The organism is Flavobacterium alkalisoli, from assembly GCF_008000935.1.
GTDB lineage: Bacteria > Bacteroidota > Bacteroidia > Flavobacteriales > Flavobacteriaceae > Flavobacterium > Flavobacterium alkalisoli.
This window is the reverse complement of the sequence record NZ_CP042831.1, coordinates 2212573-2226583: the sequence shown is the minus strand read 5'-3', so window position 1 is coordinate 2226583 and position 14011 is coordinate 2212573. Positions and strand designations below refer to the sequence as shown.

The 14011-nt window shown below is 39.5% G+C and carries 14 protein-coding genes and 2 pseudogenes; 10 read left to right on the top strand and 6 right to left on the bottom strand.

Annotated elements, in window-relative coordinates; all coding sequences use genetic code 11:
- Positions 1 to 201: 201 nt before the first annotated feature.
- Positions 202 to 753, top strand: a pseudogene (locus tag FUA48_RS09865) (DUF932 domain-containing protein); the annotation flags it as partial.
- Positions 698 to 1165, top strand: a complete 468-nt coding sequence (locus FUA48_RS09860; protein WP_205729403.1) for a helix-turn-helix domain-containing protein — start codon at positions 698 to 700, stop codon at positions 1163 to 1165. The pseudogene FUA48_RS09865 and the gene FUA48_RS09860, both read left to right, overlap by 56 nt.
- 328 nt (positions 1166 to 1493) lie before the next feature.
- On the opposite strand, the gene FUA48_RS09855 is transcribed toward FUA48_RS09860, so the two are convergent.
- The 4 genes and pseudogenes from FUA48_RS09855 to FUA48_RS09825 all read right to left on the bottom strand — a co-directional run.
- Entirely contained in the window at positions 1494 to 4322 is a 2829-nt protein-coding gene (locus FUA48_RS09855; RefSeq protein WP_147583376.1) for a M16 family metallopeptidase, read from the bottom strand.
- A 145-nt stretch (positions 4323 to 4467) separates the two neighbouring features.
- A complete protein-coding gene (locus tag FUA48_RS09850; protein ID WP_147583375.1) occupies positions 4468 to 4701 on the bottom strand; it encodes a hypothetical protein in 234 nt (77 codons plus the stop codon).
- A 1043-nt stretch (positions 4702 to 5744) separates the two neighbouring features.
- Positions 5745 to 7049 carry a Na+/H+ antiporter NhaA gene (nhaA, locus tag FUA48_RS09835; RefSeq protein WP_147583373.1) on the bottom strand — a complete coding sequence of 435 codons (1305 nt, stop codon included), beginning with the start codon at positions 7047 to 7049 and terminating at the stop codon, positions 5745 to 5747.
- A 664-nt stretch (positions 7050 to 7713) separates the two neighbouring features.
- Positions 7714 to 7872, bottom strand: a pseudogene (locus FUA48_RS09825) (SDR family NAD(P)-dependent oxidoreductase); the annotation flags it as partial.
- Here FUA48_RS09825 and FUA48_RS09820 point away from each other — a divergent pair.
- Positions 7871 to 8281, top strand: a complete 411-nt coding sequence (locus FUA48_RS09820; RefSeq protein ID WP_147583372.1) for an SDR family NAD(P)-dependent oxidoreductase — start codon at positions 7871 to 7873, stop codon at positions 8279 to 8281. The pseudogene FUA48_RS09825 and the gene FUA48_RS09820 overlap by 2 nt on opposite strands.
- Before the next feature lie 56 nt (positions 8282 to 8337).
- Entirely contained in the window at positions 8338 to 9267 is a 930-nt protein-coding gene (locus tag FUA48_RS09815) for a helix-turn-helix domain-containing protein (RefSeq protein WP_147583371.1), read from the top strand.
- A gap of 173 nt (positions 9268 to 9440) precedes the next feature.
- Here FUA48_RS09815 and FUA48_RS18535 read toward each other — a convergent pair whose 3' ends face one another.
- On the bottom strand, positions 9441 to 9692 hold the full coding sequence (locus tag FUA48_RS18535; protein WP_240732441.1) for a hypothetical protein: 252 nt from the start codon (positions 9690 to 9692) through the stop codon (positions 9441 to 9443).
- On the opposite strand from FUA48_RS18535, the gene FUA48_RS18590 reads away from it, so the two are divergent.
- Together FUA48_RS18590 and FUA48_RS18635 are read left to right on the top strand one after the other, a co-directional pair.
- Complete coding sequence (locus tag FUA48_RS18590; RefSeq protein ID WP_262712733.1) at positions 9670 to 9834, top strand: Hsp20/alpha crystallin family protein; 165 nt, start codon at positions 9670 to 9672, stop codon at positions 9832 to 9834. The two genes, FUA48_RS18535 and FUA48_RS18590, sit on opposite strands and share 23 nt — an antisense overlap.
- Positions 9827 to 9949, top strand: a complete 123-nt coding sequence (locus FUA48_RS18635; RefSeq protein WP_317130681.1) for an Hsp20 family protein — start codon at positions 9827 to 9829, stop codon at positions 9947 to 9949. Before FUA48_RS18590 ends, FUA48_RS18635 begins: the two co-directional genes overlap by 8 nt.
- A 470-nt stretch (positions 9950 to 10419) precedes the next feature.
- Here the strand turns inward: FUA48_RS18635 and FUA48_RS09805 are convergent, their stop codons facing one another.
- Complete coding sequence (locus tag FUA48_RS09805; protein ID WP_147583370.1) at positions 10420 to 10725, bottom strand: hypothetical protein; 306 nt, start codon at positions 10723 to 10725, stop codon at positions 10420 to 10422.
- Positions 10726 to 11397: 672 nt separating this feature from the next.
- Between FUA48_RS09805 and FUA48_RS09800 the strand changes: the two genes are divergently transcribed.
- The 4 genes from FUA48_RS09800 (at position 11398) to FUA48_RS09785 (ending at position 13819) form a co-directional block, all read left to right on the top strand.
- Positions 11398 to 11598, top strand: coding sequence for a histone H1 (locus FUA48_RS09800; protein ID WP_147583369.1), 201 nt, complete (start codon positions 11398 to 11400; stop codon positions 11596 to 11598).
- A 973-nt stretch (positions 11599 to 12571) separates the two neighbouring features.
- Entirely contained in the window at positions 12572 to 12781 is a 210-nt protein-coding gene (locus FUA48_RS09795) for a dodecin family protein (RefSeq protein ID WP_147583368.1), read from the top strand.
- A 222-nt stretch (positions 12782 to 13003) separates the two neighbouring features.
- Positions 13004 to 13483, top strand: a complete 480-nt coding sequence (locus FUA48_RS09790; RefSeq protein WP_147583367.1) for a VOC family protein — start codon at positions 13004 to 13006, stop codon at positions 13481 to 13483.
- A gap of 105 nt (positions 13484 to 13588) precedes the next feature.
- Positions 13589 to 13819, top strand: coding sequence for a hypothetical protein (locus tag FUA48_RS09785; protein ID WP_147583366.1), 231 nt, complete (start codon positions 13589 to 13591; stop codon positions 13817 to 13819).
- Positions 13820 to 14011 lie beyond the last annotated feature (192 nt).

The following is a 14011-nucleotide window of genomic DNA, read 5'->3' as shown; positions in this document are numbered from 1 at the left end:
TTGAAAGAGTAATACATGTTCGCAAAACATAATGGCTGCTATCTCTTATCTTGCACTATGTTTTGAAGATATAAAACGACATTTCGGTAATAACCCTCCGCCTGACTCTATGGACTTGAAGCCATGCCAGATTTTAGATACTCGGAAATTTCTTAATAGCTGCCATGTGACCATTGCCAATTTTAAAGGGAGCAGCATTACCTATTATGCCGGAGCACCCTGAATGCAGCCCTGCGCAACATGTCTAATGTGGTACGCATAAGGCATACCGCCAATGCCAAGCAGCGGTTAGCCGATGCCCACAGGGTCATAGGCTTGGCAGATAACCTGTCGGTACAGTTGGAGAGCATTTTCAGCGAATGGGCTAAAGTACGCATTGAGGATGCGCAGGTCAAAAGGCTGATACAGTTGGCACTCTGCCCCAACACCGAAACCCTCTCCCTACTGAAAAAAGGTGCGGATGACGAGCTGTCAAGCGTATTCAAAAATAGCTGTGATGCCGCCTTTGGGTATGCAATGGCAAGTGATACGCAGCAGATGGAAACCACCAAAGGGACAGTCTTCGGGGTGTACAATGCTGTGACGGGCTACTACCAAAACGTACGCAATTTTAAATCCGATGAGGACAAGATGAAAAGCATCTACCTCGGCAGGACAGCACAGGCAAGGGTTCTTTTCTTATGCCGTAAACGAGGCATTGCACCTTTCAGCAGAGGAAGAAAGCAGCCTTATTGCCATCTTAGACAGGATTGACCTGGAATGCAGGCATATTGACAGGCATACGCAGGAAATAATTCTCTCACAAATCGAGCTGTTGCTTAATTATTCCAACCGTTACTATGAGCGGCAGTTCCTGACCCGAAAAAGCAGCACCCATCATGTACTCGACAGGTTTGAAAAACTTGTCAATGACTATTATACCGAGAATACAGCTTTGAGGCTTGGGTTGTTAACCGTACAGCATATTGCAGGTGCAATGAACCTGTCCCCTAACTATCTGAGTGATTTCCTCTGTATCCATACAAGCCTCAATACCCAGCAGCATATCCATGAAAAACTGATTGAGCTGGCAAAGGAAAAGCTTTCCACCACAAGCTTATCGGTAAGTGAAATTGCCTTTGCCCTTGGTTTTGAACATCCGCAGTCTTTTAGTACACTTTTTTAAAAAGAAAACGAGATTCTCTCCTATAGCCTTCCGCAGGCAATTCCGTTAAATCACACCCGCAGCAAACAAAGACTCATCAGTACCTCAGGCTTTGCTTTCTTATAGATTTATCGTTTAGCATACCAAAAAAATAAACACTATAAATCAATAGCTTAATAAAATAATGAGCGTCTACATTGATTTTAATTCTCCAATAGTCGTAAAACCGTCTCGACAGTTAGAGGTATATCGTTGAAAATTAAATCAAAAAACCACTTTGCTAAAAAACAAAAAGCCGGAAGGTGATCTTCCGACTTTTAATGGTTTACTAATTTGAATCCTTTGATAATTACTTTTCCGGGTTAAGGATTGCTATAAAGCTATTTTTACCATCAAAGAATTTGTTAGCCGCCTTTTTTATATCCTTAACAGTGATCTTATTTATTTCATTTTCAAAATTCAGGAAACGCTCTATACTGTAGCCTGAAAATTCAAGCTGCTGTAATTTTGAAAGCCAGTAGGCATTGGTTTTAATCTCTTCCCTCCTTTTTTCGATCGTTGCTATCCTTACTTTATCAAGGTCTTTCTGTTCAGGGCCATCCTTTTTCAGCTTGGCGATTTCCACATCGGTTTGCTTAAGGATTGCATCAACATTTTCAGGGCCTGTTGGTAATTGTGTGATGATAGTATAGCTTGGGAACGGTTCCTTTTCCATGGATCCGCTAAAATTGCCGCTGTAAATAGACCCCATTTCCTCCCTTAGTTTTTCGATGACCCTTATCGTCAGGATGTCACCTATCAGATTGGCCTTAAGTGCCATGTCTTCGCTATAGGGCATTTCCCCAAAATATTGTGCGATGATAAGGCTTTGGGGCTCAGTCCCTTTTTTAAATACAAATTTATTGTTTCCAGGCTTAATCCTTAATCCGTTATCTACAAATTCCGGTTCCTTTCCTGTTGCAGGCAAGGACGCTACATACTGTTCCAAAAGTGGCTTTAGCACACTTTCATCTACATTACCAACCAAAAAGAAGTGGTAGCCGTCCGCGCTCGAAAATTCCTTCTTATATATGGCAACAGCACGCTGCGCGTTTAATAATGCAATATCCTCTTCTGACGGTACCGCAATGGGTTTTAATGGGTTATTATTGAACATCTCCGTAATCAGGCCATCAACAAAGGCTGCCTGTGGATTGGACTTGATAAATTTAAGCTGCATCTGTGCTGTGCTGACAAAACCATTAAACAGTTCCTGGTCCAGGCGAGGTTGCGTCAATTCCAGGTAATTCAGCTGTAACAGGCTTTCAAGGCCTTTAATGTCCGATTGCCCTTCTACAATATTGGTCGTCGGGGTCATGGAAGTCCGTAAACCGATATTCTTCCCGGCTAATGTCTTAGTAAGGACTGTGGGAGTAAATTTGCCATAGCCCATGGTTTGAATCAGGTTCCCCAGCATCGATACTGTCGCCTTATCCTTTACACCATAACTGTTTGTACCACCTCTTTTAACGCCCCTGAAAAGAATTTCATCACTTTTGAAGGCGGTAGACTTCACGGTAACTTTTATGCCATTGCTTAGGGTGTAGGTGGTAATTTGCAGTTTGGCTTCTTTCTGCACTTTTGTAATACTGCCCTTAGCCGGCATTTGATCTAAAAGTGTATCGCTAACGGTAACGTCAGTTTTCTTGGTAACCTTTTGGGCAAATGATTTCTCTATGGCTGCAAGCAGTGTCGCATCACTGTTGATAGCTGCATCTTTGGTTTCAGGGCTCATTACAAAAGCAAAGAACTTCTCCTGATCCTCTTTTGAAAACAGCTTGTTGAAGGCCGCAGTAACTTCTTCCGCCGTAATGCCCGGAAGCAACGTCCTGTATAGCTCAACTTCTTTCTCTATACCCGGAGCAGCTTCACCAGCTAAAAAATTCCTTTCATATTCTTTCAGGTAAGCACTCGAATTGGTTGTACTGCGCTCATTATATTGCTTTTCTATATAGCTCAGCATCCTTTTTTTCACCAGTTCAAGTTCTGCGGTAGTAAAGCCATATTCCTGTATGCTTATCAGTTCGCCTACACCCGCATTCAATGCAGTAGTCAGGTCAGATGTCGGGATTACAGTAATAGTAAGGGCCTGGTATCCCCTTATAAAACTTGAATTAGCGGTCTGCGCTGCAGCAAAAGGCGGTGTTGCAGAGCTTGCCATATCCTGGTAACGCAGGTTGATGGCGCTGAAGGCCAACTGTTCCACCAGCGTATTCCTGTAGTCGCCAGTTGTTTTGTCGGCTTCTGTTTTGCGTGGTGAAAAATTAATAGACAACATGGTCGAGGACTGCTCAGGATCTGTCAGGAACATTGCGCTCTGTTTTGTATATGGGCTGGCCCCATATACAGTACGGGCCCTTCCTTTTGTCGGATTGGTAAGGGTACTGAAATATTTTTTTACCAGTGTTTCGGCCTTTTCAGCCGTAACATCGCCCACTACAACAACAGCCATCAGGTCCGGGCGGTACCATTCTTTGTAAAATCTCTTTAAGACCTCAGGTTTAAAAGTCCTCAGCAGATCTTCCTTGCCGATCGGCAGCCTTTGGCTGTATCTCGAATTTGCCAGCAATTCAGGGAGGACCTTCCTTTGAAGCCTGTCCCGGGCGCCCTTACTTGATCGCGCTTCCTCCAGCACAATCTTTCGCTCCTCATCTATATCCTTATCGGTCATCAACGCACCATGTGCCCAATCCTGGAGAATCTGGAAACCGGTCTCCAGGTTCTTAGGATTATCTGTAGGGATGGGAAGCATATATACCGTTTCATCAAACCTCGTCTCCGCATTCAGGTCAGCCCCAAACTGTACACCCATTGACTGTAGGTTATTCACCAGTTCATTTTTAGGAAAATTCTTAGTCCCGTTAAAAAGCATGTGCTCCGTAAAGTGGGCAAGCCCCTGCTGGTCATCGTCCTCAAGAAGGGAACCGACATTTACAATAAGGCGCAGCTCTACTTTATTTTCAGGCTTACTGTTCGGACGGATGTAATATTTCATTCCGTTCTTTAAGGTACCAATGGTCACTTTAGGGTCTGTAGCCAGGTTTTCGGTAAGGTTTTGCCCTGTGGCAGTTTCGGTAGCCAAAAAGCTTACCAGCACAAAGAAACCGACCGATGCAAAGGTTTTAATTAATTTGTTCATCTTTTGGTGTTTATTTAAAAGCGTAATGATACGCAGATGATGGCTGCGTTAAAGGCCATAATGTTTTTATTACTATATAAAGGGCATACTACAATTTAAAAAAAGAAGCTTTCTTCTATTTTTATTCATAATATTTCATGAAAGATTAATTGTTAAGAATTTTTTTTATAAAAAACCATTTAACCTGAATTTGATTTCCTGACTGACTTTCATAATTAGTAATTCTTGGAGAAAGAATTACGGCAAGGCCTGCAGCAATCATTCCAACATATACATTGCTTAAATCTTTAATTGTAAAATGCAGGATTACCCAAATAGCAGAATAAATCATAAGAAAAGTTAAAGCAACAATAATTCTAATTTTTGTTTTTTTGTTCATGTTTTTTTGTTTTTATTTTAACCAATAAATGCATTACAAAGTACTAATTGGCGTGAAGTACTTTTTAACGGCTTTAATTTCTATTTCTTTTAAGTTTCCACTATTCATTTTTATAATTAAATTCCGTATTAAAAGCAGAATAATAGAGCATAAATAAATGTATTTCTTCATCAATTTGATTTAACTCCTCGATATTAGAAATCTCTTTATTTAAATATTTCTTTATACCATCTCTTTTGATATAAATTATTGTGTTGATTTTATTTAAGACTAATTTTCATTTTAATGATAAGTCTTATTTTGCCTTATGGCGTTACATGTTTTTTATTATATTTTATTTAATCATTCAAATTTCTTCAATCTAATATCGTGCAGTTTGATATGCATGTGGCGGAGGAGATCGGCTTTGATAAGTTCGACATCCTATCTCAAAAAGGCATCGCGTATATTGATGATACGGTCAAGCTCATCAAAAAAAATCACGCCATTACGGAATATCCACGACACTTCTATCCTTCCTATGTTGGGATTACAGAAGCTTCGCAGTTAAAGACTATGTTACGCCCTGCCACAGCAATCGCTATATCATGCAGCTTATTATGGGGTATGCGGAGAAGTATCCGGAAAAGGCAGTAAGGGCCGAGCTGCTTACAAAGGAATGAATAAAAAAAAATGAAATTATGTTGACAATTGTTAACGATATGGAATTATTTACCACCCCCAAACGCTATTACGACCTGCCGGATATGCCGCTGATGCAATAGAAAACAGATATTTTTGAACGATTGAAAAATGGCGAAATCATTTCACCAAACGACCCCGAAGCAAACAAAATGTAGGAAGCATCTTTTGCAACGAAAAATTTGTTGGTTCAAATGAATAACGCTTCAAATCCCGATGAAATCAGGAACTTACTGAGCCAAATTACTGGTTCCGAAATTGAGGAAAGTGTATCAAAATAAATTCTAAAATAATTTTCAGTTCAAATATATTCATCAATAGCCCATTATTCATTTTTAAAAATTGTAATTAATTTATTATGCTTAGACTTTCCGTAATATCAAAAAGCCGCTAACACCACAAATAAATGAAGCTACAAAAATTCCTATTTTTGCTTGAACAACATGCTCTAAATTAACGAAAGCAAGATCAGTAATAAATAAAGACATCGTAAACCCAACGCCTGCAAGCATAGCCACTCCATAAATATGTCGCCAATTAAGTCCTTCAGGAAGTACTGCCAGTTTTAGCTTGATAATAATTTTTGAAATCATAACAATTCCAATAAACTTACCTAATACCAGACCTAATAATACTCCCAAACTAACGTTGCTAACCAAATGTTCTACAAAATTCCCTGAAAAAGTTATACCTGCATTGGCAAGAGCAAAAATAGGCATAACAACAAAAGTAACTAATGAAGTCATTGAATGCTCGAGTCGTTGAAGCGGTGTTAATGCGGCTTTTGAATAAAACCTTATCCTGTCTACAATATGTAGCTGATTATAGGTGAGAAGTGTAGCATTATTCGGTATACTCTTTTCAAAATCATTGGTTAGGGAGTTCATTTTTATTACAAATTTTTTGTCTTGAATCTTTACGTTTGCCGGAATGGTAAGGGCTGCAATAACCCCCGCAACAGTTGCGTGAACTCCTGAAAGCAAAAAAGCCATCCACAGGCCTCCAATTCCAACTATTCCATAAAAAACCGTACTACGTACACCTAACACATTGGCAACTACAAGAATCAATAGAAATCCACCTCCAAATAACAAACTCATCATGGAAATTTCTGAAGTATAAAAAAGGGCAATTATCAACACTGCTCCAAGGTCGTCAGCAATAGCTAATACAGTTAAAAACACTTTGAGCGATCCGGGGATTCTATCTCCTAACAGGTAAAGTATTCCCAGTGCAAAGGCAATGTCAGTAGCCATTGGTATTCCCCATCCTGATGAAGCCCCTCCTGATGAATTTAGAGTTAAATATAATAACGCCGGAATTACCATACCACTCAATCCCGCAAAAATTGGTAAAACAGTATTTTTAGGCTTGGAAAGTTCCCCTACCATTATTTCCCTTTTAAGCTCTAGTCCTATCACAAAAAAGAAAACGGACATAAGTCCTTCACTTATCCAATGATGTAAAGATTTAGATACTACAAATTCATCAAATCCTATCGAAAAAGTATGCTCCCAAAAATGATGATAAGCATCCTTTATAGGTGAGTTAGCAAGAATCAGGGCTGTTACCGCAGCCGCAAACAATAAAATTCCGCCTGTTGTTGAATTATTAATAAATCGAGCAATTGGAATTAATAAAATCTTATCAATAGGGTCTGACCTCATTATTGAATGTTTTTTCTAGTTTTTTAAGGTAAAATCATATTTTTATTTTGATTCAATCTATTAACTTTCAATATTAATAACAGTCTTACATAACCATTAGTTACGGGATAAGTAAATAATTCTGGTAAGCACTCGCGGTTATACATTGTGCATGGCCCTGGATGAGCATTCATTCGTGCTAATATACGAATTTTTCTTAAGGGTGTAAGTTTCTTAGAGACAGGAGTAACGTCTTAAACATTAAAAATTAAAAAGTTATCAGGTGTGAGGTTTGAGCTGAAGGAAGGCTGCCAGTTTTTACAACAATGATTTTCATTTCACTGCTGGCTTTAATCGCAAATTCCATTTACCTGTATTTACTGCAAAAATCCAAAAGCTAAAAAGAAGCCCCGTATATAAGGTCAACTCCGAATTGCAAACTTCATACCTCTTGGACAGACCGGGTATAGTGAACCACTGAAAACGGAGACAGGCAGGAACGCAATTTACATTTCCAGCGCGACAGCGCGTTTCAGTATTGCCGAGGTGCTGAATGATTTGGATTTGAAATCGTATCATGCCGTTATACCCCGCTGGATGGGCTTTGGCAACAGCAAAGACACAGGGCAGGTTATCCTCTCAACCATTGGCAGTATCAAACAGCCCAAATCTCAAAAAATCCTGCCAGTCCACGGTTCTTTTCCCTAAAATACGGAATAAAAGCCTGTGTTACCCTGATAACCCCTAAAAGATTGGTATTGAGTTGTCTTACTAACTGCTCGTCTGTCAAGGCTTCAAGAGAGCCCATTAGGCCATACCCCGCGTTGTTAAACACCACATCAATGGGTGGTTTTCTTAGATTCCCACTTCATAGCATCTATCATGCAGCTAAATTTGGAATTGAGGGATGGTCTGAGGGGATGTCGTTTGAACTTGGTTTGCACAATATTGGAATTAAAACTGTAGCTCCTGGTGGTATAGACACTGATTTTTTAGGACGATCACTGGACAAAGCCTTACACATTGCCTATACGGAACTGGAAGACAAACTTTTTAGTATAACCAATGCCATGATGGATGCCGCTGCTAAAGCAGAAGATATTGCTACAGTAGTTTTTGAAGCAGCTACCGACGGTAAAGACCAAATACGTTATGTTGCCGGAGAGGATGCCAACACGATGTATAAAAGGCGTAACGAAATAGGTAATGAAGTTTTTAGGAAAGAGATAAGGAAGCAGATTTTAGGCAATTAAGATATTTTATCCGGGCAGCATATCCCTGTTGCCCGGTTTGATAAATAATATAAGCTATGATTAGCATTGATTCCATAACCGAATTTCACAGGCTGGTGGGGCTTCCCGATCCGCTACACCCTCTTATAAGTGTTTTTAAGGTTTCTGAAATGCAGTTTGAAGAAACTGAAGTATGGAAACAGTTCAGTTTAGGTTTTTACTGTATCTCCCTTAAAAGAGGGATTGGCAGCAAGGTGCGCTATGGTGGACAATACTATGATTATGACAAAGGGGTAATGACCTTTATCTCCCCAAAGCAGGTGCAGTCAGTAGATATTCCACACTCAGAAATACTGGGCAATATTGCAGGAGATGGCTACACGCTGCTCATCCATCCAAATTTACTCTACACCTATCCGATCGCGGAGAATATTAAACACTTTGGCTTCTTTTCCTATGAAGTGAATGAGGCGCTGCACCTTTCAGAAAAGAAAGAGGTGTATATTGCTGAGTTACTTGAAAAAATCAGGGAAGAGTGTGCCCATATCGACCGCACAACACAGGATATTATGGTGGCTCTGCTAGAACTTCTACTCAACTACAGCAAGCGTTTTTATGAGCGGCAGTTTTTAACCCGCAAAGCCGTCAACAATGATCTGCTCACCAAATTGGAGCAATATCTGGACCAATATTTTGATTCGGAGGATATTTTAAACAATGGCCTGCCAACAGTAGAACTGCTTGCCTCAAAGTTACATGTATCACCTCACTATCTTAGCGATATGCTTCGCTCACTTACTGGGCAAAATGCGCAGCAGCTTATACAGGATAAGATTATAGATAAAGCTAAGGAGTATCTTACCCTAACCAATATGTCCGTTTCAGAAATCGCATACAGGCTGGGATTTGGTTATCTGCAATCGTTTAATAAAATGTTTAAACGAAATGTATCCTTATCTCCTTTACAATTTAGGCACTTTCGTAATTCGGCGACCAAACCGTTTTAGAATTTTATAAATAATTAATGTTTTCTCCCTTATTTCTCAATTCAGATTTCATTTTCCGAATGCTTTTAAACATTGCGCTCTGAACTATCTTTTTTCTTTTTTCGTAGTGCTGGGTACAGTTACTTAAATCATTCCGGAGTGAGTGGAATTTAAAGTACAGGTTACGGAGTTCTTCAATCCCTTCCTTTGTTCTTCCATCCGAATATTCTGCTGTCACATAAGGTGACCGGGAGAATAAGGAATGTCAGGATAGCGTTTATCTGATCCCCTCCCTCTACAATATGCGGACGCGAACTTTTAAATTGGGATAACGGAAAATTTTCTTCCACAAACACTACCCTTCCTTCAGTAAATATAAGGGAGAACGATGACAATTTCGAGGTACAGGTTGCTGCACCGGGAATGGAAAAGAAGGATTTTAACATTACACTCGACGGCAATTTGCTGACGATTTCTTCCTCACGGGAACAGCATGAGGAAGATCCCCAAGAGAATTATAGCCGCAGTGAATTCAGTTACCAGTCTTTCCGGCGCAGTTTCCAACTACCAAAAGATATAGGTGGATGATGAAAATATTAATGCTAAATATGAAAATGGCCTGCTTCACCTGACAATTCCAAAAAAAGAGGAAGCAAAAAGAAAAGCCCAGGTCAATAGACATCTCTTAACTTTCACTTATTAAATGGGAAGAGGCTGGATATCTTGCAGCCTTTTTTTCCTTTCAAATTCAGTAAAATGGAAAGGGGTGTGATTCCTACGAATTACACTGCTGCACAACCGGTTGAGCAGGTTTGGCAAATATTGGATAGTTCGCAGCTTTCCTGCAATACGTGTTGTACCCGGCAGCCTTCATATAATACAGAAAAAAGAAATACTATAAAGCCATTGGCGGTTTAGTGATACCGGGCGCTGTCACGCCCGGATCAAACTAGCTATAACACTTATGGAAACGGACAAAAAGTAAAAACCTTCTGCCGCACAGACCGAAAAACAATTGTTGTGCACTAAATAAGATAATATGCACGTATAATAAAAATCGATCTTACATATTTTCTTTTAACGACAATAAAAATCGATTAACGGTATAAGGGAGGCCCCGGAAATTATCCAGGTAACCTAAAACAAGCCCTCCCGCCTTTTCAAACTATGCAATCATTTTAATCTCCTGCGGGTACGCTCCTCTCTAACAATAACAGGATGATCCGGATAAGCAAAGGAGGTGGACTCACAAAATGCGATTCCCTCCCAGGTCAGCTTTGCCCTCCAGAATCCCTTACTTTTGTAAAGCTCAATTAGCCCATTGTCCTTGAGCTGGCCTATCATCCGTCGCACCGACAAAAGTGAGGGAAAGGCTAAATGAGCACTCGTGATGGTTTTTGTAACGTCACGGTAGTTATCTTCGTCTTTTAACCTGTAAAGTTCCCGTAAAAAAAGATCTTTTTTTTCCGGCAGTCTCATGTAATGCTTTTGTTAAATTTAGACACCTAAATATATTAAAAATTCCCTTACAAAACCGAACTTTTCCAGGTAACTTCAGAAAAGTTTATTAATAGATATTCCTATATTTCCTTAAATACCCCGCTCTTTAAATTTACTTTTTTAGCAAAAGTTTATAAAATCTTTAAAATGAATTTATGATTTGAACTTTACTTTTGATATAAAGTATTTATAGCCTTGCCTTTAGCAGTTACTAGACATTATGAGCAGGAATGTGAACGATTATTTGGTATATATCAGCACAGATTCCACAACATACTGTCAAAATCAAAAAACGTTACAGATACAAAGCTTTTTATAAAATTTTCATGTTTGTGGGAGGAATACATCTGCCACATTCACCTGATTGCCAAACGTATTATTCAGATCTCGGGCAGCGGGACTCTTGAAGAGATGCTGAAAAAAATACACTGCCTGTTTTCGATACAGTTCAGTAAACTCTGGTTTAGGAAAGACACACTTTTAACCTGAATAATAAGCGGTGATAACTGTCAATCGGCGAAAGCCGGACTTCGTTAGCCCTGTTTACACAGGGCTTTTTTATTGCCGGTACCCTATTTTGGACAGCTGTACTAAAAAAAGCACTTAAAAGCATAAACCGCTATTTTTGACATTAACATAATAAATTACGACATGAACGCATTACTTGAAAAAATCAACACAGAACTGGAAATATTTAAAACAGAAAGCGGGCTCCAGGCAGAAAAAGGCAATAAGGCAGCGGGTACCAGAGTCCGTAAATCGGCTCTTAAACTAAGTAAACTTTTTAAGGAGTTCCGAAAGTTTCAATGGAAAAGGCAAAAAAATAATGCAGTACAAAGCTTTTCAGGATAGCACCCGGCAGTATAAACTGCATTCTTAAAAGCATCCAACAGTATTACATCGACTACTTTAATAAGCCCTGCAATTAGTGCAGGGCTTATTTTATAGCAAACAAAAGGCAGGACCTGCCTTTTAGAAAGGACTATAACCCACCTTACCTAGCTATAGCCCGCTCAAATTTAACGAAGGTAATCCTTTTAGCAAGGGGACATGTCGTATTTATCAAAATTTTAACCTGTTTATAAACGAACTATCTGGTCTCCCTTAATGGATATCATTTTGTTCAGCTAAGGACTGAAAAGCCCGATAAAATATAAAATAGAGCTTTCCCTGTTTGGGCCTGAAAAAAGGTTTACACGGTTAATAGGAGCAATGGATTTGTATATCCCCAACTGACTTTAGGAAAAAGCTGCCTGCCGAGATTGTTCGGGACTCACCTTGGCATTATCCAACAACTGTGATACTGTCTTTTAGCAGGGTAAGATGTACCCGCATCGGACACGGGAGAATAACGATATACTATTCCTTTTTTTGTCTTCATCTTACGGAAGAAACCAATTGCAACAGAGAAAAAGCCTGTGGGGAGGAGAATAAAATACTGTCAGAGGGTAATCGGTCCGCTAAATAAGGAGCTATAAACCGAAAATAAGCAAAAGACAAAGCCAACAACACAAAGTGTAGGTAAAATATTGTTATTTTTTTGCTAATTAACAATACAGAGTAAATCGTTAATTTTAATTAGTAGTATCTTTGATGGCAGACTTCTCCCCAATTAAAGATGGCCACTAGAGATTGAATATCTTTAGGTAACAATGACCGGGTTCGGGGAATCATCCGGACCTTCCCGCTAGCAAATTCTCAATACCCCCTAGTTTATCGAACGGCCCACATCTAAGGGTCAGCTAATTTTGGAATATCCGCCCCTTTTAAATGACCCAACCAGCACAACTCAAAAAGTTATTTAAATCATTAAAAATTAAAAATCATGGCAACACTTAAAGTAATAGAGGTTCTTGCAGAATCGGATAAAGGATGGGACGATGCAGCCCAAAAAGCGATAACCACAGCTAGTAAATCATTACACGGTATCAGATCCATATGGGTTAAAAATCTGAATGCGGTAGTAGTACACGGAAAAATCACCTCATGGAGGATGGATTGCAAAATAAGCTTTCAGTTGGATGGGGAGGGATAACCCATTATAAAGCACAGTGCCCACGCATTTTAGGCCAGTAAAAGGGCTGGTCTATTAGTGCTGGCCACCTGAAAAATTGGGAAATGCCTGGCTTTAAATGGTACAACATATCAGATAAAAAAAATCGAACGAAAGCAATAATTCCATGTGTATTACGACACAAAATAACGAACGGGCAACATTAAAAGGCAAAGAGATCTGGTGGGACAGTAAAATCAAAATATGAAAAAAAATAAATTGGTTGAAATGAATAATATTGGTATTGTTGTTGAAAACCTTGACAATGCCATTTTATTTTTTGAAGAAATAGGTTTGACTCTTGAAGGACGCGGAATGGTGGAGGGCATTTGGGCAGGACAAGTGACAGGGCTTGGAAATCAGTCCGTAGAAGTTGCGATGATGGTTACTCCTGACGGATGCAGTCGGCTTGAAATTTCAAAGTTTCTCTCACCTGCAACTATATCAGACCATAGGAAGGCACCTGTGAATTCCCTTGGTTATTTACGGGTAATGTTCAAAGTGGATAATCTCGAAGAGTTAGTGTCCAGGCTTATCAGGCAAGGAGCGAAACTTGTAGGCGAAATAGTCCAATATGAGAATATCTACCGGCTCTGCTACATTCGTGGAGTTGAAGGATTGCTGATTGGGATTGCAGAACAATTGAAAGAGAATGACCAGACAAAAATAAAATCAGAAGATTAAACGGAAATAATCCCAAAGATTGTGACACATCCTATTGCATAAAAACAGCTGAAAAATAAGTATCTTTAGGCTAACAACCTATACAGTCACTAATATTATACGGTCATGCGGAATCTTATAGAAAAAACAAAGACATTTTTAAATCTTGAACCCATAAAACAAAATGTATACAGTCGCAGGGAAAAGATGAATGAAATAAAACATCAATATCATCTGGCCAGCTATTTGGGATTTAAAAAATGGAAAGAAGTACATAAACCCGATAGTTATACCGAAAATGTGGTAAAGGAATTATTTGCTATTGACCGGGCCGCAAAGCAGGCATTACCGGAATAGCAGCTCCATTGACGCTGCTTACTTCAGCGGCAACAATATTGGACTTTATTCCCCACTGTAGTCCGTCAATCCTGCCTGAATACAGCTTTAGCCGACCCTTTAAACGGTTCTATTATCGTGCAGCTGCAATTACCGGTATCCAAGTGCAAGATGCGGAAGAAATACCCGGTCTGCAAAATCAAAAAGCCAGGG